The sequence below is a fragment of the Ochrobactrum sp. BTU2 genome (assembly GCF_024539785.1).
GTDB lineage: Bacteria > Pseudomonadota > Alphaproteobacteria > Rhizobiales > Rhizobiaceae > Brucella > Brucella anthropi.
Genome location: NZ_JAHWRG010000003.1, coordinates 425,861 through 449,226 on the forward strand (window position 1 = coordinate 425,861; position 23,366 = coordinate 449,226).

Sequence of the window (23,366 nt, forward strand, 5' to 3'; positions counted from 1 at the left end):
GCACGAACTATCGGTTTTCACGAAAACAGATGACGTGATCGAAACCCGGATAAGCTCTCTTCCTGAAACTGAATGTTGCAAGAAGGCCCAATCCCAGAATTGCGAAAACACCCCCTACGACCAACACGACAGATGTCGTCGCCGATATAAAACTGCCGAATATCAACACCGCTGCCATCGAAGCTATGGCTATCGCCCACTCAACCTTGCGGGGCTTTGGCATCAGATGCCACGTCTCCGGATCAATACCGGCTTCAACGAAAATATCCGGGTCGAAACGCAAATTCGAGCGAGCTGCCATGTTCTGTAGCAGAGCAATACGCAGGGCGTCAGCATTGACGAACCACAGACATTGCATGCCACGTTCCCGCAATGACATTGGAAGCGAATACTCGCTCTGCGTTCCGTCGGGCATTTTATAACCGAACGCTATCCGAGGCTCCCGCACGGGCCCTTTCAAAATGAGACGCACGTCATAACGTGCCATCTGATCGGGCGCTATGCGCGCCCATTCGATTACCGTGCCTTGCTGATCCGCAAGCCCATCACCTGTTCCATATTGGACATTCTGTGGTGTTATCGTGATCCAGGCACCAGCCAAAAGACCAGCGCGCGCAAACATGAAGACCGGAACAAGAAGCATTGCTGCGATGAGTGTCGATACAATGAGGGCTATCGGATCATGGTCAAGGCTGGGTCGGATGAGAAACGTGAGTGCAGGAAGCGCCAACGCAACACACGACAAGAGCATGGCAATGCCAAAACACGTCCATCGCGTTGCCGTGATATCAGGGATACCGGTAAGCGAGCGGTTCTGTCGGTTAGTTGAATCGAATGCTATGATCCGCACAACCGAATCTTGATGCCGCGTTGTTGGACTAACATGAGGTCGGGACACTGACGCCCGCTGCTTTGCCAGTTTCGGCTTCATCTTTCGCTTTGCAGTCTGTTTCACCCTTATTGCCGTACCTGTTGCTTCATCTCTCCTCACATACCACCCAAGCTTGCGCGCAACTTAATGTGGCGCCGCCTTCCAAATCGATCAAACACGAGGGCAATCTTGCTTGGCTTAAAGATACCCCCGCAAGGAAAGCTCTTGTCACGCACTGCAATCTGTCTCTTATGAAATCAGCGAGCGACCCATGCAACTTGATCTTTCGCTTTTTCGGATCTTTGGTCCCATGTTGATGAACGCGGATCGATGAGGAGCTGATTATCAATACGCTCCTTATCGCGCACTTCGGTCGGAATAAGTGGTTCAAGCATTGACCATTCGAAATCCGTCAAATCACATACTCTTTTATGGGTATGTCACATAGCACACCAAGCACGGCCCGCCCATCGTTCTAAAGAACTTCGCCCCCGTCGATGACCAGCGCGAGACCAGTCACGAAAGCCGACTGCGGCGAGGCGAGGTATACTATACCGGCTGCAATTTCCTCTGGCGATGCCCAGCGCCCCATCGGTATTGTTTCGGCGACGTAGTTTTCGAGAGCCTCTCGACCACCCATCTGCTGTTCAAAGCCAGCATTGAAAGGCGTATCGACAAATCCCGGACAAAGCGCATTGAACCGGATGTTCTCCCGCGCATAGTCAGCCGCCATCTGCCGTACCATCGCCACCGCTGCATGCTTGGTGGTGGCATAGGAAATCATGCCGCGATCATACTGGCATCCGGAATTGGAGGCAGTAATAATCACCGATCCCCCGCCCTGCGCCCGCATTGGCGCAAGCGCGGCCTGCGCCACAACAAAATGCGACCGCACATTCAACGCCCACGCCAGATCCATCTGGGCAGGCGTCACATCCTCCAGTTTGCCTGCAATCTGGATGCCGACATGCGAATGCACAACATCAAGTCGTCCGTAACGAGCGGCAACGCCGGAAACTGTTTCTGTGATGGCGGCGTCATCACGGGCATCGAGCACTGCGCTCTCCGCCTGCCCTCCGGCATCTCTGATCGCCTGCGCAGTCGCTTCAGCAAGTTCCGCGCGAAGATCCGTAACTACAACGGTTGCGCCTTCTGCCGCCATGGCAATCGCGCCTGCGCGGCCGATACCTGATCCGGCGCCAGTGACAAGGGCAACCCGGCCCTCAAGACAAGATTTCATGATTTTTTCCCTAGAATGATCGCGGAGAACAGGAGGAAGGCAGGCGCTTGAAATGCTTTTGGCATCTAATGACCTGCCGGTTTCCCGCGCCGGAGAATGATTTGTGCGAAGACAAGCAGCAGCAGAGAGAACACCATTACCATCGTGCCGATGGCATTGATCTCCGGCGTCACTCCGCGACGGATTGACGAAAAGATGTAGATCGGAAGGGTCGTTTCTGGCCCGGCAACAAAGAAAGCGATGATGAAATCATCGAAACTGAAGGTGAAACTGAGCAGGAATCCGGCCATTATCGCAGGCATCAGCATTGGCAGGGTTACTTGCCGGAAGGTGCCGATTGGCCCTGCACCGAGATCGAAGGAAGCTTCCAGCAAAGAACGATCCATGCCGTCGATACGGGCACGCACCAGAATGATAACGAGAGACATGGTGAACAGCACATGCGCCGCTATGAGCGAGCCATACCCCAAAGAGAGCTTCAAACCCGTCACCGCCTGAAGCCAGGGATTAACGGTGTTGAATACGGTCACCAACGCGATCAGCGTTGCAATGCCGATGACAATGCCTGGGATCATCACTGCAATATAGATGAGGGCATCAAAGAGAACGCGCAATTTTCCTTTCAGGCCCGTCAATGCAATCGCAGCCATCGTGCCAAGCAGGCAAGACAGGAACGCCGATGTCAACGCGACTGATGCCGAAGTCTTGAGAGCATCGATAACGAATGGGTTGTCGAGTGCCTTGGAATACCATTGCGTCGAGAAACCCTGAAGCTGGCTCGCCGATCGGCCCGCAGAAAAGCTGAACAGCGCGATAATCCCGATAGGAAGATAGAGGAACAGATAAACTGCAAAAGCATAAATGCGCATGGTTTCCTCACATCAAACTGACATCGTCGCGCGCTGTCCCCATCAAGCGCAGGAAACGCATGTAAAGGGAGACGACAAGCAACATGATCGCCACCAGCGTTATCGACACGGCGGAGCCGAACGCCCAGTTACGCGATTGCAGGAAAAGGTCGACCAGCGCATTTCCGACGAAGAAAACGTTGCCTCCACCCAGCATCTGCGGGATGAGATATTCACCCATGAGCAGAATGAAGACGAGCATCGAGCCGGTTGCCACGCCGGGGAGCGACAGGGGCAGGGTAATCTGCAGGAAACGCCGCCAGGGTGGCGTCCCAAGATCGTCTGCCGCTTCCAACAGCCGTCGGTCGAGTTTTTCGAGACTCACATAGATCGGGAAGAACATCAGCGGCAGATAACCGTAGACGATGCCCACCAGAACGGCGAAAGGCGTATTGATCAGGCGGAACTCACCGAGCCCGAACGCCGACAGCAATTGGGGAATTCCCCGCCCGCCAAGAAGAAAGATCCACGCATAGGAGCGGATCAGGATCGAAGTCCAGAATGGCACAATCACCAACACAAGCAGCAATGTTCGCCACTGCTTGCCGACCCGCAATGCAAGATAATAGGCCAGCGGATAAGCGATCAGCAGCGCCGCGATGGTGCCGATGGGCGCCAGCGTCAATGTGTTGCGGAATGCGGCCCAGCGACTTCCCAGATTGGCGTACTGCGCAAGGGTGAAAGCCGGCTCGTAACCGCCAGCTGCCCCGCGCTCCCCGAAGGAATAGACGAGGACGACCGCCAGCGGCAGTACAAGGAGCGCAGCGTACCACAGGCCCGCCGGCCCCAGCAGGAGCCAGCGCATTTTTCGCTGAGACAGTGCCATTGTGTCCGTCCGTTATGCCGATTTGAAGCGGGCAATAAGTTCTGCCCGGTTTGGATCGGTCAACGTGACCGCCGCCCCGAACTCCAGTGTCGACAGAAGTTCCGCCGCCGGATGAAGGATAGGATCATTGCGCATTTCCTCCGGCACCAGAGCTTCGACGCGTGCGTCGGGCACCGGATAACCATGGAAGAGTTCCTCGCGCGCATTGACCGAAGGATCGAGCAGGAAGTTCAGCAATGCGTAAGCGCCTTCACGATTGGGCGCGCTTGTGGGAATGGTATAGAAATCGGACCAGATTTCGCCGCCTTCCTTTCCGAGCGTGTATTGGATTTCCGGCAGATCGCGATTCATCTGTTTCGCATCTCCGGTCCAGCACATCGTCAGCCAGGCATCGCCGTTACGCATGGAGGGCTGATAGTCGGAGGTGATGGCAAAGAGATGCGGCTTCACCTCGATCAGCAGTTTCTCTGCATCGGCCAATTCCTTCGGATCGACGGAATTGAACGAATAGCCGTAATATTTCAGGGCATTTCCGATAGCGGTCAGCTGATAGTCGTGGATAATTGTGCGACCTGAAAAGTCGGTTTTGGTCCGGTCGAAAAAATCCTTCCAGCTGGTGAAAGGTGTCTTCGCCTTGTTGCTGTCCCAGGCCATACCCGTTGTGCCCCATAGTTTTGGGATACCGTAGAGCTTGCCGTCGACAGTGCCGGGCGTTGCGAAACGCGCCTCGAAGGACTCGGCGTTGTAGTTGGGTATTTTTGTCAGATCGAGTGGCTCTATCATCTTGCTGTCGGCATAGGTGCTGATAGCGTAGTTCGTAGCGACCACAATATCCCAGCCTGCTCCACCGGCCTGCAGCTTGGCGAACATTTCCTCGTTTGAACCGAAAACATTCACTTGCACCGCTGCGCCAGTCGCTTTCTGGAAGGCCGCCAAATTGTCGGGGTCCTGATAATTTGGCCATGTTGCGATCGAAACCCGGTCACCAATGTCGCCTGCCCAGGAACGTGTTGGCAAAAGTCCCGGTATTGCGCCCGCCAGGACCGCCGTTGCGGCACCCAATCCGGTCACGCCCAAAAAATGGCGGCGTGTAACCGAACCTTTCTGGTAACGGCGCAGTTCTTCCATGAAAGTCTGCCGGGAAACCGGCTTGTCGTTCTTCGTCATTTCATCCCTCCCGTTTATTGTCAGCAGATCGAATTTGGCGCTTGAGGTTTGTCCTCACGGATGCCAGCCAGACGCCAAACTCGCAAAACTCATTCGCCACGCTCAAGGATCAGTCCTGCTCCACGATCCCAGACAAGATGCGCGCTCGAGCCCACTTCGACGCCCGGCAATGCTCTTTCCGCCTGCCTCGGAACCAGAACCTGCAATTGGCCCAGAACCGGGTGCGTCAGCAGGAATTCGATGTGCTCGCCGAGGAAAATCTTGTTGGCAACCTGTACTTCAATCGTCTGCTCCCCCTCCGTTGGGGAGATAGTCAGGCGCAGCGCTTCAGGTCGGATCATGACGTCGACAACATCGCCGGGCGCCACAGCAAAAGCTGTCTCAACTACCACCTTGTGGCCCGAAGCCAGGCTCACCGCCACATCGTCACCGTCGGTATGTTCGACCTTCCCGGCGAGAATGTTGGCGCGCCCAACAAAGTTGGCAACATAGCGATTGGCAGGACGGTCATAGAGTTCGCGCGGCGTCCCTATCTGAGCGATACGACCATGCCCCATGATGCAGATGCGGTCGGACATCGACAATGCTTCCTGCTGATCATGAGTGACGAGAACGAAAGTGATGCCCAGCTCGCGTTGTAGCGACAAAAGTTCAAGCTGCATCTCGGTCCGAAGCTTGGCGTCGAGTGCGGCCATGGGTTCATCGAGCAGCAATATCTTTGGCTCGTTCACGATCGCACGGGCAAGTGCCACGCGCTGTTGCTGGCCACCCGACATCTCCCAGATCCGCCGCCCGCCGAAATCAGCAAGGCGAACGGTTTCCAATGCTTTTGCGACGCGAAGCGCGATTTCGGCCTTTGCCAATCGCGGTCGACGCTGCCTCAATCCATAAGCCACATTCTGGGCTACGGTCATGTGCGGGAAGAGAGCGTAGCTTTGAAATACCATATTGACGGGGCGCTTGTAGGCCGGTGTCGTCCCCACCTCTGACCCGTCGATCAATATTTCGCCTTCGCTTGGCTGCTCGAATCCGGCTAACATCCTCAGTGCTGTCGTCTTGCCGCAGCCCGATGGTCCGAGAAAGGAAAGAAACTCCCCTCGCCGGATTCGCAGGTTCAGCTGACTGGCTGCAAGTACGGCACCATAGCGTTTCGTGGTGCCGACAAATTCCGCAACAGTGTCGCTGCTTCGACCAACAGAAGCCTCGGTAGCGTATACCATCAAAATATATTCCCCTAGAGAGCTTTGCCTAAAGCGGCATATCCCTTATTTTGAGAAAAACATATAAAACTAGTCGATATGTGTATATATCACAAAAGGCATAGAGACGGAGATTCCGAATGAACTGGGCGCAGACGTCTGCACGGGTCATTGATGCGTTACACCAGCCACATTTTCCAGCAACGCTGATCGAAGCGATCCGCAGCGTGGTGCCTTTCGAGCATACGGTGACCTTCGCCTATTGTGGCAACCGGCGCCCCATCGCTCTGCATTCAGAATTCCCCGTATGGAAACACAAGGTTATGGTCGAGGACTATCAGGAAGGACCTTATCTCCTCGATCCATTTTACCTGCAATCATCCCGGCCCGGTGATCCCCGCCTCGTACGATTGCGGGATATGGCACCCGACCGTTTTTATCAGGGAGAGTATTTCCGTAACTACTATGTCCAAACGGAACTGGCCGAAGAAATCGGGTTCATGTTCAATGTTGAACCAAATATCTGCATTGTAATTTCTGCCATGCGAACTTCAAAGCCGTTTTCTGCGCATGAATTTCGCAAGCTGGGGGAACTGGTGCCATTCATTGGTGCAGTAGGACGGCACAATTGGGCGGACTTGTCGAAGCAATTCACCCAAACCTCTCAGCAACCGGAAACAGACAATCTTTCAAAAATCATCCAGCATGCTTTTCGCAATCTGGGACGTCAGATTTTAACCACCCGTGAGGTGGAGGTAACAGAGTATATTCTGAAAGGCTATTCAGCCGAAGCGACCGCACATGCTTTAGGAATATCATGTGGAACCGTGCGCATCCATCGACGCAATATATACGGTAAACTTCACATCAATTCGCAGGGAGAGCTGTTCTCACGATTTATCAGCGCGATGACAGGGCAGGATAACTAGACTTAGTACTGGTTAAATCAAAGCTAGCGGACGGCGGCCGCTGTAATACATGGCTGACAAGAATGTATGCGCACATCCGCCCTTCTTTTAGCGTTAGGAAAGCAGGCTCGCGCAGGTCCTTTGGAGGCGCGAGCCTTGTATTGCGGCGATTTTTGGTTGTGGCTTGTTGGTTACCACCTGACGATGAAGCCAGCATTCCCCTTGACGGCATAGCTGTCGGTTGAGTGGTTGAGGGAGGTGTTGATGGAGCCCTGGCCGTAGATTGCATATTTGCTGTCGGCCCAAGCATAGGTGCCGCCGGCGCCGATGCCGGCCCAGGTTTTGTCATTGTCGGTATCGACGTTGACACCGGCCACATTGATGCGGGTGCCGCCGAGGAACTCCTGATAGACATTGGCGATGCCATAGACCGATGTGTTGACCATGCGGCCGTCATCCCCCTGCCAGCTGTCCTGATAGTTGGCGGCAAGACCAATGCGTGCCGTCAGGCTGTCGCCATCCTGCATGTGCACGCGGTTGCCCCAGATGTCGTGGAACGCATCCGCATCGAGTGACGACCACATCAGCTGCGCCTGTGGCGTCAGCGACCAATGTTCGTCGAGCGCAATCCGCTGCCCCACCTCGGCACTCAGCGCATAGCCGAAGGCCTTTGCGCCATCGGCCAGCCCGCTATTAGCCGTATCGGAGTTGAGATCATTGTCGAACCATGTCAGCTGGCCCTGCGTATCGACATAGAAGCCGTCATTGCCATACCAGGTTGCGGTCGCGCCAAGGCTCCAGGCGCTGGTGTCGGTATAACCGTCACCGAAGAACGAGCTGGAATTGCCATGCGCCGTACCATATTGCCCGGTGATCCCGGCAATCAGCTTCCCGTTGGCATCCTCATAGAACTGCCCGTCGACACCGGTCTGCATGATGAAGCTGTTGATATCCTGCTTCATGCCGGTCGCGCTGTGCGGCTCAAGCCGGTTATGCGCGCCCTCGATGCGCGCCCAGATCCCGCGGCTGTCGACAGTGCTGCTGCCTGTATTGCTCGCGTCGTTGTCGTTCCCGCTCGTCAGATAGCGATTGCCGACACGTTCCTGCAGCGTGGGCAGTTTGTTGAGCACCTGCATGTTCTGCGCATAGCCCTGATAGACCGGAACACCGGCACTATAGCGCGGGTTGTCCGGATCGACCGGGCAGGTATTGGTCTGCTGGCAATCGGGGGCCGGCGGTTCCTGTGTCGTCTGGCTGGTCAGATACCAGTTGCCGTCCTTGTTGCCGCTGCCCGCCCCCTGTTGCAGCGTATAGGCATAGGCACCGCCCACAACCGCCTTCTGACCGTCCTTGGTGGTGTAGTCGCTGACAAGCGAGAAGGTTCCGTTCGACTGACCGGCAACCTCGACCACTTCGATGCCGTTGACAGTCTGTGCCCCCAGTCCGCCGCGATTGTTGACCTTCAGATTGGTCGTGCCGGATGTGTCACCACCCACCTTCAGGCGATCGGTTTTGGAACTGTCGTCGCCGAGCACCGTATTGATGACGACCGTGCCACCGGTGCCGGTATAGTTGCCGGTCACGCTCAGTGTCGTACCTGCCGTCTGCTGTGTTCCCATCGTGATGAGACCGCCATTCGACAGCGCGGCCAGCGTGGTATCGAAACCGCCAAGATCGAGCGTCCCGTCTGTACCGACAGTGTAGCCCGACGATGCATTGTTGAAGACACCAGCTGCGCCCTGCTTCAGCGTGCCGCCATCGACATTGGTCGCACCGGTATAGGTGCCGGCCGTATTGAGGGTCAGGGTACCAGTGCCACTTTTGGTCAAATCGCCAGCACCAGAGATTACACCGGAGAACTTGCTGTCGAAGCTTTGTTCGACCGTCAGCTTGCCCGATCCAAGTGCAATATCGCCATCGCCCGTCGTACCGCTCGCGTCGAAGGCCGCAAGACCGCCGACCGTCGTGTCGAAGCCGCCGAGATCGGCCGTTGCACCCGCCTTGACCTTCAAGGTGCCCGTGCCGAAGGCATGGCCAGCGACACCTGCCTTGACCCCGCCATTCTCAACCGTCAGACCGCCCGAGAAGGTGTTGTCGCCGGTAAACGTCGTTGTGCCTGCGCCTTTCTGGACCACACCACCCTTGCCGTCACCGGTGATGTTGCCGTCAAACTCCGTATCGTCGCTCCGGTTGAAGGCCAGCGTGCCGTCACCATAGGCGCCGCTCGAAACCGCAACGTCACCCTTGATGCTGCCCGTATTGCCACCGTCACCGATCTGCAGGACACCACCTGTCACCGTCGTCCCGCCGCTATAACTGTTCGCACCCGTCAGAACCAAGGTGCCGTAGTTGGTCTTGTTGATGCCCTTGCTGCCCGTCAGCGTCGCCGCGATAGTTGCCGTCATCGATTTGCTTGCATCGGTGGCGTCACCGACGTTGATAATCGGCTGGTCGGTATTGTCGAGATCGAGCGCATCGCCCGCCAAAACATAGCCATCGGTTGCAAAATTAAGACCGGATGCCGTCACATTGCCTGCGGCATTGCTGATCGTCACCGTACCCGGCGTACCCCGAAACACGGCGAACGACCCCTGATCATAAGGACCCTTGATATTGTCTGCATTATCCGTCCAGACATCATTGGAATGATCGGACACAAGGTTCCAGGCACCATTGCCGCCATCCCAGACGTTCAGCCTGACCCCGTAGCTGCTCATCAGATTGACCTGCTTGTTCGCCTCATCCGTATCGATCCACATCCGTGTGGGATCACCTCCCGGAGCCGTGCCAATGGTCATCCCATTGTCCGTCAGGTTGCCCTGATAGTCGATGAGACGATAAAGGCCCGGACCGAAGCCGCCGCCGTCCGTGATGTTCAGCGACCCGGCCAGAGTGACATTGCCCTGCACATCGTAAAGGGCGGTCTGGCTCGGCATGCCGAGTGTGACATTGACCTGGCTGTTGGCATCAAGAGCAAGATTGCCGCCAATCTGAAGCGTCTGGCCATATTTGCCTTGCAAATTGCCATTGTCCGCGACCACGACATTCTGGCCGACCTGACCGGACCCCATCAATGTGCCACCGGCGTTCACATTGACATCGCCCCCTTGCGTGCCACTGATCTCAAGCGTCGCACCGCTGTTTACAGCGAAGCTTCCATCGAGGCTGCCCTCAACAACGATCTTGCCAGCGTCGACATTGGCTCCAGCGCCAACGTCACCGGTCGCACTGCTGTCAAACACCAGAAGGCCGGTACCGGTCTTGTGCCAGTCTGAAGCCGGCGAACCATCAAAGGCTCCGGTCAGGGTCAAAGTGGCATCCGTGCGGATCGACCCGCCATTTGCAGTGACATTGACAGCGCGTGCACTGGTCAAAGCAGCCGTGTTGGCAAAAGTACCGCCGTCAATGGTCAGGTTGCCCGAACTTGCACCGAGATTTTTGTCACTGGACACTTGAAGGACGCCCGCAGACACAACCGTGCCACCCGCATAGGTGTTCTGGCCTGTCAGCGTCGTAGTACCGGTCCCCGCCTGCACAACAGAGCCCGTACCGGAAATCAAACCGTTATAAGCGTAAGCATTGTTGCGGTTGAAGGCCAGACGCGCATTGTTGGTGATATCGCCGACAACACTGCCCGTGCCGCCGCCATCTCCAATCTGCAAAGTGCCATCCGAAATCGTCGTGACACCAACATAATCATTATCACCCGAAAAAACCAACGTGCCGGTGCCGGTCTTGGTTAGAGAGCCTACGCCCGTAACGGCAGTCAGGATCTTGTTGATGTTGGTGCCCGTTGTTTCAATCGAACCGCCACCTGTTCCCAACACATAGTTATGGCTGCTGCTGAAAGCAGACTTGAAACGCAGTGTCGATCCGCCTTCAATCTGCACATCACTGTTGGTGTCCCCGAGATTGTCGTCACTGGAGACAATCAAAACGCCATTCTTGATAAAAGTACCAGCCAGATAAGAATTCGTCTGATTGAACTCGATCTCGCCAGGACTGTCGATGACAACATGACCAGAGCCGGTAATGGTATTGTCAATTGTAACAGAGCCAGCACGGTTGATTGCAAGCGTACCTGCGGAAGCAGCTGTAGAGCCAAGATTGATCTCACCTTCAACCCCGCCCTTACCGCCAGATGTTCCGTCGCCAAGCTGCAAGATGCCACCCGTGACAAATGTACCGCCCGTATAGTTATTGTCTGCGGTGAGCACCAACGTACCCAAGCCCGTTTTATCAATACCTTCTGTACTAAGAATTCGCGTCGAAATCGTCACCACTTCGGTGTCGTCATTAATGGAGCCATCGCCAACATGGATTATCGGCGTATCGCCGGCATTGGCCGCAGTCGATGCCAATGTGAGGTCGTCGCCTGTGATTTCATAGCCACCGGTTGTAAACTGCATACCCGCTGCTGAAATGGTTCCGGCGCTGTTGTCGATTGTAACGATGCCGCTCGCGCCCTGGAAGATGGCGAACTCGCCTGTCGACCATGGACCATTCAACTGGAAATCCGGCAGGCCCGTCCAGTTGTTGTTCTGTTTGTTCCAGGTGCCGCTACCGCCGTTGGCTTGACCATTCAAAGAATGGCCTGCAGCCTGTCCATCCCAGAAATTGAGAACCAGACCAACGGTGTTGATCAGATTGACTGCATCATCCGTGGTCTGGAGAGTAACAGTAGACGGATCGGTTATATTGGTTGGCAGGCTGCCTAATCCAATCGTGCCAGTCAGATTATTCGCATAGCTGAACACGCGATAGATGCCGGGGCCATTGTGACCGAAGTCAGTGACATTGATCACGCCTCCAAGGGCGAGATCGCCTTTCACAAGGAAAGGCGATGAACCGGCGCTAGTGCCATAGCTGACAGAAACCACTGAAGCAGCACCAAGGCTGAGGTTCTTATCAAATGTCAGCGTCTGCGCCCCACTGCCCGCCAATGTTGCGCCGTCGGCAACCGTCGTATTGCCGCCGATGGTTCCGCCGCCGCCGAGGCTGGCACCGCTGGCGACACTCACAGTTCCGCCAAGCGAACCGTCAACAAGAAGCGTGCCCGCTGCAACGGAGGTGCTACCGCCGAAAGCGCTGCTGTCGCCACTCAGTGTCAGGCTGCCCGCACCATTCTGCTGAACAAGTCCCGTGCCGCTGATGACACCGGAGAAGTCAAGCGTGTTGCTGCGATTGAACGCCAGCGTGCCGTTATTGTCCACATTGCCGGCAATGCTGCCGGTGGTGCTGCCATTGCCGATCTGCAGCGTGCCTGCCGAAATCGTGGTCCCGCCAGTAAAGCTGTTTTCGCCGGTAAGCGTCAGTTTTCCTGAGCCATCATGACGGAGGGCGCCCTCCCCACTGATAACGTCGGCAAATATAATATCATCGGATCGATCGAAAGCGAGAGCAGCGTCCGCATCAACCTGGGCATTGCCGCCGATCTGTCCAACCGTACTGCCTGCCCCTATCTGAAGAACACCTTTCGAGACGTGGGTTCCACCGGCATAGACATTGTTGCCTGTAAGGATCAGGGTGCCGTCACCATCCTTGTTCAGTTTGCCTGTGCCGGTAATGCCTTGCGTGAAAGAGGTGCTTGTACCTGCAGTGGTTTCGATCGTACCGCCATTTGCGTTGAGAACAACATTGCGGTCAGTCGTGATAGAATCTGCAACTCGAAGCGTACCGCCATTGAAGGTCAAGTTACTTGCTGCATCGCCGAGATTGTCATTCGAACTGATTGACAGTGTGCCGGCTTCAACAACGGTCCCGCCCAGATAATCATTACTCCCAGACAGTACCAGTGTGCCTGCGCCAGTCTTGGTCAATGAGCCAAGTCCATCAATCAGCCCGGAGAATGTGCTGTTGGTACCAGCCGCCGCATCAATAGTTCCACCCGCCGCATCAAACGCAACCACCCGATCGCTCGTAACATCGCCCGTCAGCCGCAGCGTGCCGCTATTGAGCTGCACTCCGCCCGACAAATCACCAAGGTTTTTATCGGCGCTGACCGACAAAACACCGGCATTGACAACCGTGCCGCCCGTATAGCTGTTGTCGCCTGCAAGCGTCAGCGTACCCGCGCCGTTCTTCGTCAGCTTGCCTGTACCGCCGATCGTCCCCGAAAACTCATTGCTGTGAAGCAGGCTTGTCTGGATCGTACCGCCTCCGGCGCCAAGCGTCACCGCACGGCTGTTGTTGAAACTGCCCGTCAGGTGCAGCGTGCCGCCGTCGAACGAAAGCGTGCCGCTCGAAGCCCCAAGATTGCTATCCGCGCCAACCGAAACAACACCGCCATTGATAAAGGTCCCGCCGCTATAAGTATTGGTGCCCGAAAGCGTCAGCGTGCCATCGCCCGATTTTGTCAGCGGGCCTGAGCCGTCGATTGCGCCAGCAAAAGCGTTGCTTTTGCCCATGACGGTCTGAACCGTGCCTCCACCGCTGCCCAGCGTAACCGCCCGGCTATTGTCGAAACTATCAACCAGCAGAAGCGTGGCGTTGTTATTCATGGCCAACGTGCCGGTGGCATCGCCTAGGTTTTTATCGGCACTGATCGATACAGTGCCGCCATTGATCACGGTGCCGCCGCTATAGGTATTGGAACCCGACAAAACCAGCGTACCGGCACCCGTCTTTATGAGCTTGCCTGATCCGACAATACCGCCCGAGAGCTCGTTAATCTCGTTTGCCGCCGTTTGAACCGTACCTCCCTGAGCACCCAGTGTGACAGAACGCGCCGATACGAAACTGTCGGTCAGTTGAAGCGTACCGCCATTGAAGTTGAGCCCTCCAGTTGATGCGCCGAGGCTGGCATCCTTGCTGACCGCAATGGCTCCGGAGTTGAAAAAAGTTCCGCCGGAATATGTGTTGGTGCCGGAAAGTGTAAGAGTGCCGCTTCCACCGCGCACCAGGCGCCCGGTGCCATCGATGGTACCGGAGAAAGTGCTTGACGTACTTCCGTCAACCACAAATGTGTTGCTGCCTATCAGAATGCGTGCGCCAGTAGCCCCGTCAATGCTGGCAACATTAAAATCCGACGTCCCCGTATAACTCCGCAGATCCAGAATAGAGCTCGAACCGTTCAACGTGAACTGGCTGCCTTGTGCAGTGGAATTCCCAGCGAAACCTATTGTTCCCGTGCCGACAAGGAACCTTGAATTGGAGGCGCTGCTATTACCTTGAAACTGCATGAACCCGTTTGATGCGACAATTCCTGTCCATGACGAGTTGCCAAGCGTGATTTTCGTGTCGTTGGCGAAATCAATATCTTTAAAAATAAGCCTTGAGCCGGTCCCAGTTACCTGAAATGCCGCGCCGTCGGTCCCGGTTGCGCTGATCTCTCCTGCCAGAGCATTGGCAGGTAATGTCTTATCGTATTGTTTCACTGCACCGGAATAGACCTGAATCGCGTAGGCGCTGGCACCGGAAGCTGAAATTTTCGTATTCTTGTCGGTCGTAACATTACTTCCAGCACTACCGATCTTCAGTGCATGGCTTCCCGTCCCCGAGGTCGAAATTCGCGCGCCATAAAGATTGATGACCCCACCACTGACGGCACCAACGCCGAATGAATTGCTGGAACCAGTGGTGATTACAACAACCCCCGTAGCATTGATTACCGAACCGCTTCCGGTGGCATAAAGCCCGGCGGCTGCGGGGCCAGTTGCAGTTATGGTGTTATTTCCCGGCAGCGTCAGCGTTGTTCCATTTGCACTCGACAGCGCCCTCACCTCATTGCCATTACCGACAATCGTGACAGTATCACCGTTTTGAAGGCTGGTGGTTACAGGTGCTGTATAGTCCGTGGCGTTAACATGGGTAGAAAACAAAACACCAAAAAGCAATGGAATACTTATTGCGCTGATTCCAGAAGTTAATCTCAATACATCCCGACTTATAATATTACTCGCAATGGATGAATTCAGACGGGAATGCATATTAATTTCTCCGAAAATAATTATATTAATAATTTCTGTATTAATATAATTCTTGACGATTAATAATTTTGTTTATAATTTCCAAACATTTGACGCCTGCTTGGAAATTCATTGAATAATTCTCATCCATGAGAATCTCATAATGGCTTATTTGAAACGTATAACCTGATTTATGTTAAAATCAATTCCTGTAATTTACTTTAAGTATCAGTAATTTATAATATATAAATTACGCCTCATGAGAAATATGGTGTTATTTCCTTAGGATTCGGAGCAAAGAATATTCTGAGAAACTCACAGCTTTGCCGTCTCTTGCCACTACAGCGAAATCTCCCTCCGATCCTGCCGAGCATCTATAAATAAAATGGAGGCTCCGACCGGAGATCGCGGCAACATCAATATCTAACTGCAGTTGAACTCCAGCATAAGATGGCTTCGTCCCGATTACGTGATGCGTTAGCGGGACAAGAAGCCTTCTTTTGAGTTCGGTCGTGGCTGCATCTCGAGTATCGGTGTCAGCGAATACGCCGTAACAGCCTCTCACGATAGGTATCGACAATCACGGCGAGGATGATCACGGTGCCAATTATGATCGGCTTGTAATTATCGCCGATACCAAGCAATTGCAGCCCGGTCGCGAGCACCTGCAAAATACAGGCCCCGGCCAATGTGCCGACGATTGAGCCCTTACCACCGAAAAGGCTCGTCCCGCCGATGATGACGGCTGCAATCGCGTTCAGTTCATAGCCAACCCCTGCAATCGGGCTGCCGATGTTCAGGCGCAGGAGATAGACAATCGCGGCAATACCAGCGGTGACGCCGGAAATGACAAACGCAGCGATTTTGTATGTGTCGGGATTGTGTCCCGACAGGCGCACAGCCTCATCATTGGCGCCAACCGCATAGATCATGCGACCGAAGACGGTAAAGCGCAAAACGAACCAGCCGACAGCGATCACGGCCACTGCGATCAAGAAAATTGACGGCAGAAAGCCGCCGACAATCAGATTACCGAAATCGACAAAACCCTGCGGAAGACCGGTAATGGTGGAGTTGTTGGAAACCACCCGTGCCGCACCGGCGGCGATGTTCAGCATGCCCAGCGTGACGATAAACGACGGGATTTTCCAGTAGGTTGACACCTTGCCGTTGATGAAGCCGCAAAGCCCGCCAACGGCGATACATGCCAGAACAGCCAGCGGAATTGACAAGGCAGGCTCCAGACCGGACGTCATGATAAGCGCACCGACGACCGTGCATAAGGCGAGAACCGAGCCGACTGAGAGGTCAATGCCACCAGTCAGAATGACAAAAGTCATACCTGCCGCAAGGACTGTGTTGATCGCAATCTGAACGAAGATCTTCAGCGCGTTGCCCGATGTTGCGAAATAGGGCGCAGTGACGGAAAATACCAGCGTTATCAGGATCAACGCCAAGAATACGCCGGCATCACGCAACAGGAAGCGCTTCAGCTTCTGACGGTCGGCAGCACCGGGGTGTTGGGCAGATGGAGAAATGGGTTCCGTCATGCGTGAACATGCTCCTGATAGGCGAGCGAAAGAATACGCTCCTGATCAAATTGCGACCGGTCCAGTTCCCCAACCAGTTTGCCGTTCGAGAAAACAATGATGCGGTGACACATGCCGATCAGCTCGGGCAGATCCGAGGAAATCATGATAATGGCCTTCTGGTTCGCAGCCAGCATCCACAGAAGTTGATAAATCTCGCGTCTGGCGCCGACATCGACCCCACGCGTCGGTTCATCCAGTATCAATGTGGATGACCCGCGAAACAGCCATTTTGCCAGAACCACCTTTTGCTGATTGCCTCCGGAGAGGTTACGCACCGGCGTATCGATAGACGCAGTCTTGACGCGCAGCCGCTCGACCAGCTCCGTTACCGCACCTTTCTCCACCCGGCTATCCAGCAGGCCACCGTGCGAGATTTTCTTCAGGTCGGTGATCGTGGTGTTGACGGACACGGGCATATCAAGCAGCAGCCCCTGGCTCTTGCGGTCTTCTGTCAGAAAACCCAGACCATTACGCACGGCATCGCGCGGGTCACGGATAGTCACCGGCCGACCGTCAACATCGATTTGCCCTGCTGATCTGGGATCGGCGCCGAAAATTGCGCGCATCACTTCAGTACGGCCCGACCCGACCAGACCGGCAACACCCAGAATTTCCCCATGACGCACCGAAAACGAAACCGGCGGAGCGCCGCTGTTGCGCTTCACGTTCCTCACTTCCAGAGCGACGGAACCAAGCTTGATATCGGCATTAAAGCCATACTCATCCGCAATGTCGCGACCGATCATCATGCGTACCAGATCCGGCACGCTCAGCCCCTGCAGGTCGCGCGTCTCGACCAGACGGCCATTGCGCAGCACCGTCACGCGGTCGCCAATCTCGAAGACCTCGTGCAGACGGTGGGAGATGTAGATGATCGTGACACCCTTTGCCTTCAGCCGCTTGATGATCGCAAACAACCGTTCGATTTCCGGCGGTGTCAATGTCGCCGTCGGCTCATCCAGAACAAGTAGTTTGCTGTCATAACCGAGCGCCTTGGCAATCTCGACCAACTGCATTTGCGCAACGCCCAGCTCCGAAACCGGCATACGCGGATCGACCGCCAGACCGACCTCGGCCAAAAGCTCTTCGGCGCGCCGGTTCAATGTCGCTCGGTCCATGATGCCGAAACGTCTCGGCAGGCTTTCCAGCATCAGGTTTTCGGCAATGGAAAGATGCGACAGCAGGTTGAGTTCCTGATGAACGATGCGGATTCCCTGAACCTGCGCGTCATGCGGGGTCTTTGGCTTGTAGGGCCGGCCGTTCAGAAAAATCTCGCCTGTGTCGGGCTGATATATGCCAGCAAGAAGCTTGATGAGAGTCGATTTACCCGCACCGTTTTCACCCAGAATGATATGCGTCTCGCCACGCTGCAGCTCCAGCGTGATACCGTTTAGAGCAACCACCCCCGGAAAGGTCTTGCCGACATTTTCCAATCTCAAAATGGCGTCGGCTGACTGCATATCTGTTCCTGCCTGCCGGGTGAAGAGGAGCGGCACTTGGAGCGCCGCCCACAATTGGCAATGTTTGGAAGATCCCGGTTTTCAGAGATCCTGGGCCGTGATGAGCTTGATGTCCGTCTTGACCCAACCGGAGAATTTTTCGCCTGCCAGTTCCTTGAGGCCGTAATCAATGCCCATGGCCGCCATCTGTGCGCCGAACTGATCGACGGTTGCGAGCATCTTGCCTTCCTTGATCAAAGGCTGGACAGCAGGAATGTTGTCGAAGCCCACGACCTTGATCTGGCCCGATTTTCCGGCGGCATCCAGCGCCTTCACGACGCCGAGCGCCATAGAATCGTTGGCCGCCATAACACCTTGAATGTCCTGATACTGGGTCAGGAAATTGGTCATCAGCGTGTTGGCTTCTTCCGTTTCCCAATGGGCAGTCTTGGAATCGAGCAGTGTCAAACCGCCTTCGGCCACGGCATCGTCAAAGCCCTTCTTGCGTTCCTTGGCATTGTCTGCCTCAGGATTGCCTTCAAGGATAACCACCTTGCCGCCCTTGCCGAGCTCCTTGGCAAGCGCCATGCCGGCAAGCTTTGCGCCCTCGCGATTGTCCGGACCGAAAAAGGCAAGGTCAACACCCGCCTGCTTTTTCGCCTCTTCATCGAGCGCCACGTCAATATTGATGACTTTGATGCCGGCCTCCAGAGCCTTTTTAACCGGCGTCACCATGGCCTTGGAATCCGCCGGAGCCAGCACGATCACATTGAACTGCTGCGTGATGAAATTTTCCACAGCATCGACCTGTGCGGCAAAATCACGTTCGTCCTTCATGCCAACAGCGGCAAAGGAGAACTTGTCGGTGTTCTTGGCGGCGTAGTCCTCCGCACCTGCCTGCATCTGCTTGAAGAACTCGTTGGCGAGCGACTTCATGACCAGACCGACTTTGGGCTTGTCAGCTGCAAAAGATGGCAGGGACGGTAGAAGCAGAGCACCGGCGCCCAGTGCGCTCGATGTTATAAACTGGCGTCGTGAAATTGAAACTCGACCCAGCCCTGTAATAATTGAACTTTTAGTCATGAATTCCTCCCTTCACTTCAGTAAAATCTGCCGTGTTACTGTAGCGTAGTGCCGTCGATAGAATACTGTCAAGACGGCAAGATAAAGGGAGACATTCGCGATTTCCGTCCTGCATGACGGAAACCGCGTGACACGAACCAGATCGCTATCAGATGGAACTGGAGTTCCAATCCTTATCCTACGAAGAGTCAGGCAAGACGCCCATACTGGCGCAGCACAGCACGAAGACGTTCGTGATCTATGGCCTGAACAAGCAGCCGGTCATAGGGTGTTCCCCCCATATCCTCAGCCGCGATCATCGCATTGACCACTGCCTCTTCCACACTATCTACCGCCGCCAGATAGACGGGATCAAGCGGCTCGTCATTCACCATCTCGACGTCCAGAAAGGGCGCGGAACGATGCTGCATAGGTCGCTGGTTGGCGGTGGAAAAAGCGATAAAAATATCGCCGGAATTATTGCCGCCCGGCGTTCCGTTACGGCCGATGCCGATGCTTGCACGACGCGCAAGGCGCTTCAGCTGGTGCGGCATCAGCGGCAGATCGGTCGCCAGCACGACGATGATCGAGCCGCGCTCCTGCAACTGGCTCTGCGGCGTGCCATCCCGCATATGCTGCCCTACCGGCACACCGGCAATGGTCAGCCAATCGCGCTGCCCGTGATTGGCCTGCACCAGCGCACCGATGGTGAAACTGCGCCCGCCAAATTCGACCACACGCGATGCCGTGCCTGTGCCGCCCTTGAGGCCATAGGTGATCATACCGGTGCCGCCGCCGCAATTGCCTTCCTGCACCGGGCCGGATGCAACATTGTCGAGCGCCTTGCGCACATCCGCTTCCGTCACAGGAAAGCCGTTGATGTCGTTGAGTGCACCGTCATAAGTTTCTGCGACAACCGGCATGATCCAGAGGAAATCGTCGGTCTGGTAGGTCGAGGCATAGCGGTCGACCATCCAGCGCACTGTCGCATGATGTGCCATGCCGATACCGTGCGTGTTGGTGATAACGACAGGGCCGAGGAAGTAGCCGCCATCTTCGATCCAGTGCGTTCCGGTCATCTCACCATTGCCGTTGAAGCGATGGACGCCTGCATAAACCGGAACCGGGGTTTCAGACTGCATATGCGGCAGAATGGCGGTCACGCCACTACGCGCCGGACGCTTGCGGCCGGGGCGCGGCTCGTTCTCGATAATGGTCTGAAAGCCGACGCCAACGCCATCGACATCGGTGATCGCGTTGTACGGACCGGTCACACCAGTGAAAGGAAGCCCCAGATCGCGAGCGCGCAGTTTACGTGTAGGTGTTTGTGAAGTCATATTATTTCTGCCGAGAACGAAGATAGAGACCGAGCGAAGCCACAACGAATGAGAAGGTCAGCATCATCACGGCAATCGCATTGATTTCCGGTTTGATGCCGCGACGCAGCATGGCGAAGATGAACATCGGCAGGGTCGTAACATCAACGCCTGCGATAAAATAGGTGATGACGAGGTCATCCATGGAAATGATGAAGGCAAGTAACGCGCCGCCGAGAATGCCGGGCATGAGCTGGGGCATGACGACCTTGCGGAACGTGGTCCATTCATTGGCGCCAAGATCGGCCGATGCATGTTCCAGCGTGCGGTCCATGCCGGCCAGCCGGGCCGAAACGACAATGAAGACATAAGAGATCAGAAAAGTGCATTGGCCGATAATAATCGTGGTCAGCCCCAGATGAATGCCCGCGTTGACGAAGAAGATCAGGAGCGCAATGCCCAGCACGATATCCGGCATCAGCATGGGCATGAAAAGCGTCACCTGATAGAACCGCTTTCCCAGAAAATTGTAGCGATGCATGGCCAGCGCCAGCGCAGTTCCGAGAACAGTCGATATCAGTGTCGTTGAAGTCGCAATCTTCAGGCTGTTGAAGACAGCTGCCACAAGCTGATCCGTCGATTCAATATAGAGTGCGCTTTCCGAAACCACTGTCTTGAAGCCCAGAACCTGCGCATACCAGTCGGTCGTAAAGCCGCTCCACACCATCATGTTCACCGGATTGGCGTTGAACGAATAGACGATGATAAGTGCCAGCGGGATATAGATGAAGGCGAAGAACAGCGCGACGTAGAGCAGCAATCCGCCATTGAAGAGGGAACGGGCGATTTTCATGGTTGCGTCTCCCTTACCGCGACAACGCTTCGGCGGCATTGCGCCGGTTCGTAAAGAGCACATAGCCAAACAGCAGCAGCAACATGACGGCCATCACCATCATCGCGAGCGCCGACCCGAACGGCCAATTGCGCGCCGACAGGAACTGTCCTTCGATCAGATTGCCGAGCATCATCACCTTGGCTCCGCCCAGCACTGCAGGCACGACAAAGTTTCCGAGCGCAGGAATGAAGACAATTACCGAACCGGCAGCAATGCCGGGCGTGGTCAGCGGCAGGACAATCCGGAAGAATGTCCGCACCGGGCCGGCCCCCAGATCAAGCGACGCCTGCACCAGACGCCAGTCCAGCTTTTCAATGCTTGCATAGACAGGCATGAACATGAACGGCAGGAACACATAGACCATGCCCAGCACGATAGCGCCGTCGGTATAGATCATGTCGAGGGGACGCGAGATAATGCCGAGCGACATCAAGGTCTCGTTGAGCAACCCTGTCGGGCGCAGGATCATCACCCATACGAACAGCCGCACAATCAGGCTGGCGAAGAATGGCAAGGTAATGAGGAAGATGCAGAAGTTCTTCCACTTGTCGGGAAGCCTGCTGATATAAAAGGCGGCCGGATAAGCGACCAGCAATGCGGCAATGACCGTCACGATGGCGATCCTCACCGAGCGGAAGAAAATCGCCAGATAGATCGGGTCGAATTCCTCAAATGCCGGATCCGCAAAACCGAGGATACGCCCGAAATTATGAGGATAGAACTCCCATTCGACACCACCATAAAGGCCAGGTGCGAGAAAGCTCGTTACCACCATGATCGCGAGCGGAATGGCGAAGAAAACGATCAGGAACAGCGTCGCCGGTCCGAGAAGAACTGCCAGCTGAAGACGCCGCAAGCTCGCGAGGTTCATCACGCAGCCTCCTCTTCGCAAAGAAGATGGACTGTGGCCGGATCGTAATACCAGCGCGCGGCCTGCCCCGGCTGCAGATCATTGACCGAGTTTCGGTCCACCGCCGGAATCTGCGCCGTCAGCTTGCGCCCAGAAGCGAGGTGTCCGAGCAATTCGAAAGACGAACCGATAAAGGCAATCTGGTCGAGCGTGACATCAAGCGCCCCATGTCTTTCATTGCGCGCGATAAGCGAGAAATTTTCTGGACGCAGAAGTGCGGTGCCCCTGCCTTTGGCTTTGTCTTCACCATCGTGCTGCAGAACCGTTCCATCCGTCAGCACAAAGCCGTTGGCGTCGACTTGTCCTTCCAGAAGATTGCTCGCACCAACGAAATTGGCGACGAAGGCATTGACCGGGCGATCATACACAACCCGCGGCGCGTCCAGTTGCTGGATGCGCCCGTTCGAGAGTACCGCCACCCGATCCGACATTGTCAGCGCTTCCTGCTGGTCGTGCGTGACAAAGATGAAGGTAATGCCCAGTTCGTACTGCAAGGTCTTCAGTTCGAACTGCATCGCCTCGCGCAGGTTCTTATCAAGTGCAGACAGCGGCTCATCGAGCAACAGCACCTTAGGGCGGGCCACGATGGCCCGGGCCAGAGCCACACGTTGCTGCTGGCCACCCGAGAGCTGTCGCGGCAGGCGGGCCTCCAAACCAGCCAGCCCCACCATCTGCAAAACAGCCCTGACACGCTCCGTGCGCTCCGCCTTGCCGATACCGGCGACTTCCAGAGCATATCCGGCGTTCTGCCCCACACTCATATGCGGAAACAACGCATAGTTCTGAAAGACCGTATTGACCGGGCGGCGATAAGGTGGACGATCCGTCATGTCGACGCCGTCGATCTCGATCCGTCCGGCATCCAACGCAGCGAACCCGCTGATCGCCTGTAGCAAAGTCGTCTTGCCGCAGCCCGACGGGCCCAGCAAAGTGATGAATTCATTACGGCCGATATCCAGATCGATACCGTCCAGTGCCTTGACCTCGCCGCCTTCTGGACTCGCAAAGGTCTTGGCCGCGGAAACCAGCCGTACAATCGCATCCCGCATTTTCGTTCCCCGAAATGTTATTTAATTAACTCTTGCGTGATTTGGTTATGTTGATATCATTTTCCAGTACAAGTCAA

At 55.6% G+C, this 23,366-nt stretch carries 16 protein-coding genes; 1 reads left to right on the forward strand and 15 read right to left on the reverse strand.

The genetic code is table 11. The features are described 5' to 3' along the window. Nucleotides 1-7 precede the first annotated feature (7 nt). From KWJ32_RS10985 to KWJ32_RS11015, 7 genes are all read right to left on the reverse strand, one after another. A complete protein-coding gene (locus KWJ32_RS10985; RefSeq protein ID WP_235823029.1) occupies nucleotides 8-751 on the reverse strand; it encodes a hypothetical protein in 744 nt (247 codons plus the stop codon). Nucleotides 752-1,128: 377 nt separating this feature from the next. Continuing rightward, on the reverse strand, nucleotides 1,129-1,287 hold the full coding sequence (locus KWJ32_RS10990) for a hypothetical protein (protein ID WP_172488815.1): 159 nt from the start codon (nucleotides 1,285-1,287) through the stop codon (nucleotides 1,129-1,131). A gap of 59 nt (nucleotides 1,288-1,346) precedes the next feature. Beyond that, nucleotides 1,347-2,111, reverse strand: coding sequence for an SDR family NAD(P)-dependent oxidoreductase (locus KWJ32_RS10995; RefSeq protein ID WP_011983125.1), 765 nt, complete (start codon nucleotides 2,109-2,111; stop codon nucleotides 1,347-1,349). Nucleotides 2,112-2,176: 65 nt separating this feature from the next. Next, the gene (locus KWJ32_RS11000; protein ID WP_011983126.1) at nucleotides 2,177-2,980 is read right to left on the reverse strand and encodes an ABC transporter permease; all 804 of its coding nucleotides are present in this window, start codon (nucleotides 2,978-2,980) and stop codon (nucleotides 2,177-2,179) included. Nucleotides 2,981-2,987: 7 nt separating this feature from the next. After that, the gene (locus KWJ32_RS11005; RefSeq protein WP_011983127.1) at nucleotides 2,988-3,845 is read right to left on the reverse strand and encodes an ABC transporter permease; all 858 of its coding nucleotides are present in this window, start codon (nucleotides 3,843-3,845) and stop codon (nucleotides 2,988-2,990) included. Nucleotides 3,846-3,857: 12 nt separating this feature from the next. Continuing rightward, complete coding sequence (locus KWJ32_RS11010) at nucleotides 3,858-5,012, reverse strand: spermidine/putrescine ABC transporter substrate-binding protein (RefSeq protein ID WP_011983128.1); 1,155 nt, start codon at nucleotides 5,010-5,012, stop codon at nucleotides 3,858-3,860. A gap of 89 nt (nucleotides 5,013-5,101) precedes the next feature. Next, the gene (locus KWJ32_RS11015; RefSeq protein ID WP_011983129.1) at nucleotides 5,102-6,232 is read right to left on the reverse strand and encodes an ABC transporter ATP-binding protein; all 1,131 of its coding nucleotides are present in this window, start codon (nucleotides 6,230-6,232) and stop codon (nucleotides 5,102-5,104) included. A gap of 119 nt (nucleotides 6,233-6,351) precedes the next feature. Here KWJ32_RS11015 and KWJ32_RS11020 point away from each other — a divergent pair, with 119 nt between their 5' ends. After that, the gene (locus KWJ32_RS11020; RefSeq protein WP_011983130.1) at nucleotides 6,352-7,140 is read left to right on the forward strand and encodes a LuxR family transcriptional regulator; all 789 of its coding nucleotides are present in this window, start codon (nucleotides 6,352-6,354) and stop codon (nucleotides 7,138-7,140) included. A 170-nt stretch (nucleotides 7,141-7,310) separates the two neighbouring features. On the opposite strand, the gene KWJ32_RS11025 is transcribed toward KWJ32_RS11020, so the two are convergent. The 8 genes from KWJ32_RS11025 to KWJ32_RS11060 form a co-directional block, all read right to left on the reverse strand. Beyond that, nucleotides 7,311-14,954 carry an autotransporter-associated beta strand repeat-containing protein gene (locus KWJ32_RS11025; protein WP_256885978.1) on the reverse strand — a complete coding sequence of 2,548 codons (7,644 nt, stop codon included), beginning with the start codon at nucleotides 14,952-14,954 and terminating at the stop codon, nucleotides 7,311-7,313. Between the two features lie 608 nt (nucleotides 14,955-15,562). After that, nucleotides 15,563-16,576: an ABC transporter permease gene (locus KWJ32_RS11030; RefSeq protein ID WP_011982559.1), complete on the reverse strand. Its 1,014-nt coding sequence runs from the start codon at nucleotides 16,574-16,576 to the stop codon at nucleotides 15,563-15,565. Next, nucleotides 16,573-18,078 carry a sugar ABC transporter ATP-binding protein gene (locus tag KWJ32_RS11035; protein ID WP_011982558.1) on the reverse strand — a complete coding sequence of 502 codons (1,506 nt, stop codon included), beginning with the start codon at nucleotides 18,076-18,078 and terminating at the stop codon, nucleotides 16,573-16,575. Before KWJ32_RS11035 ends, KWJ32_RS11030 begins: the two co-directional genes overlap by 4 nt. Nucleotides 18,079-18,159: 81 nt before the next feature. Then, a complete protein-coding gene (locus tag KWJ32_RS11040; protein ID WP_011982557.1) occupies nucleotides 18,160-19,140 on the reverse strand; it encodes a sugar ABC transporter substrate-binding protein in 981 nt (326 codons plus the stop codon). Between the two features lie 188 nt (nucleotides 19,141-19,328). Continuing rightward, nucleotides 19,329-20,456, reverse strand: coding sequence for a P1 family peptidase (locus KWJ32_RS11045; RefSeq protein ID WP_011982556.1), 1,128 nt, complete (start codon nucleotides 20,454-20,456; stop codon nucleotides 19,329-19,331). Nucleotide 20,457: 1 nt separating this feature from the next. Then, nucleotides 20,458-21,288, reverse strand: a complete 831-nt coding sequence (locus KWJ32_RS11050) for an ABC transporter permease (protein WP_011982555.1) — start codon at nucleotides 21,286-21,288, stop codon at nucleotides 20,458-20,460. A gap of 13 nt (nucleotides 21,289-21,301) precedes the next feature. Beyond that, the gene (locus KWJ32_RS11055; protein ID WP_011982554.1) at nucleotides 21,302-22,201 is read right to left on the reverse strand and encodes an ABC transporter permease; all 900 of its coding nucleotides are present in this window, start codon (nucleotides 22,199-22,201) and stop codon (nucleotides 21,302-21,304) included. Then, entirely contained in the window at nucleotides 22,201-23,289 is a 1,089-nt protein-coding gene (locus tag KWJ32_RS11060) for an ABC transporter ATP-binding protein (RefSeq protein WP_256885979.1), read from the reverse strand. Before KWJ32_RS11060 ends, KWJ32_RS11055 begins: the two co-directional genes overlap by 1 nt. Nucleotides 23,290-23,366: the final 77 nt, after the last annotated feature.

Excerpts from the sequence above, each read along its gene's own strand:
- KWJ32_RS11035 (WP_011982558.1), bottom strand. The coding sequence starts at position 18,078 with ATGCAGTCAGCCGACGCCATTTTGAGATTGGAAAATGTCGGCAAGACC.
- KWJ32_RS11020 (WP_011983130.1), top strand. The coding sequence starts at position 6,352 with ATGAACTGGGCGCAGACGTCTGCACGGGTCATTGATGCGTTACACCAG.
- KWJ32_RS11055 (WP_011982554.1), bottom strand. The coding sequence starts at position 22,201 with ATGAACCTCGCGAGCTTGCGGCGTCTTCAGCTGGCAGTTCTTCTCGGA.
- KWJ32_RS11040 (WP_011982557.1), bottom strand. The coding sequence starts at position 19,140 with ATGACTAAAAGTTCAATTATTACAGGGCTGGGTCGAGTTTCAATTTCA.
- KWJ32_RS11005 (WP_011983127.1), bottom strand. The coding sequence starts at position 3,845 with ATGGCACTGTCTCAGCGAAAAATGCGCTGGCTCCTGCTGGGGCCGGCG.
- KWJ32_RS10985 (WP_235823029.1), bottom strand. The coding sequence starts at position 751 with ATGCTCTTGTCGTGTGTTGCGTTGGCGCTTCCTGCACTCACGTTTCTC.
- KWJ32_RS11050 (WP_011982555.1), bottom strand. The coding sequence starts at position 21,288 with ATGAAAATCGCCCGTTCCCTCTTCAATGGCGGATTGCTGCTCTACGTC.
- KWJ32_RS11010 (WP_011983128.1), bottom strand. The coding sequence starts at position 5,012 with ATGACGAAGAACGACAAGCCGGTTTCCCGGCAGACTTTCATGGAAGAA.
- KWJ32_RS11030 (WP_011982559.1), bottom strand. The coding sequence starts at position 16,576 with ATGACGGAACCCATTTCTCCATCTGCCCAACACCCCGGTGCTGCCGAC.
- KWJ32_RS11060 (WP_256885979.1), bottom strand. The coding sequence starts at position 23,289 with ATGCGGGATGCGATTGTACGGCTGGTTTCCGCGGCCAAGACCTTTGCG.
- KWJ32_RS11015 (WP_011983129.1), bottom strand. The coding sequence starts at position 6,232 with ATGGTATACGCTACCGAGGCTTCTGTTGGTCGAAGCAGCGACACTGTT.
- KWJ32_RS10995 (WP_011983125.1), bottom strand. The coding sequence starts at position 2,111 with ATGAAATCTTGTCTTGAGGGCCGGGTTGCCCTTGTCACTGGCGCCGGA.
- KWJ32_RS11000 (WP_011983126.1), bottom strand. The coding sequence starts at position 2,980 with ATGCGCATTTATGCTTTTGCAGTTTATCTGTTCCTCTATCTTCCTATC.
- KWJ32_RS11045 (WP_011982556.1), bottom strand. The coding sequence starts at position 20,456 with ATGACTTCACAAACACCTACACGTAAACTGCGCGCTCGCGATCTGGGG.